The organism is Bradyrhizobium sp. (assembly GCF_016462955.1).
Classification (GTDB): Bacteria; Pseudomonadota; Alphaproteobacteria; order Rhizobiales; family Xanthobacteraceae; genus Bradyrhizobium.
The window spans coordinates 1-292 of record NZ_JAEMSD010000495.1; the positions used below are offsets into that span (position 1 = coordinate 1).

A 292-nucleotide genomic window follows, 5' to 3' on the forward strand; every position below is an offset into this window, starting at 1 on the left:
CGCCGCGCCAGCCGAGGCGCTGCAGGCCTGACCAGATCGCGCGGACAATGAACTCAGGCGTGAAGTGGGCGTACTGGGTGCACCGTGCAAGCGAGGCGTAGCCGGCGTCGTCGACCGCGTCCTCGAGGTCGACGCCGATCTCCTCCCAGCCCGTCGCGAACCCGGATTCACCCGGCCGGCGGAAGACGCCGTTGGCGAGCTCGAAGGCGCCGAAGCCCGTGAAGCGCATCAACTGCCGCTGCTCGGCCGGCGAGGCGGGCCGCTGCTCCGCCTCGATCTGCGCGGCCAGCCG

Annotated in this window: 1 protein-coding gene; it reads right to left on the bottom strand. The window is 72.3% G+C overall.

Going from position 1 to position 292, the window contains the following annotated elements; all coding sequences use genetic code 11:
• Nucleotides 1-292, bottom strand: a 292-nt coding sequence (locus JHD07_RS32640) for a hypothetical protein (RefSeq protein WP_291629622.1), incomplete at both ends; no start/stop codon positions are given.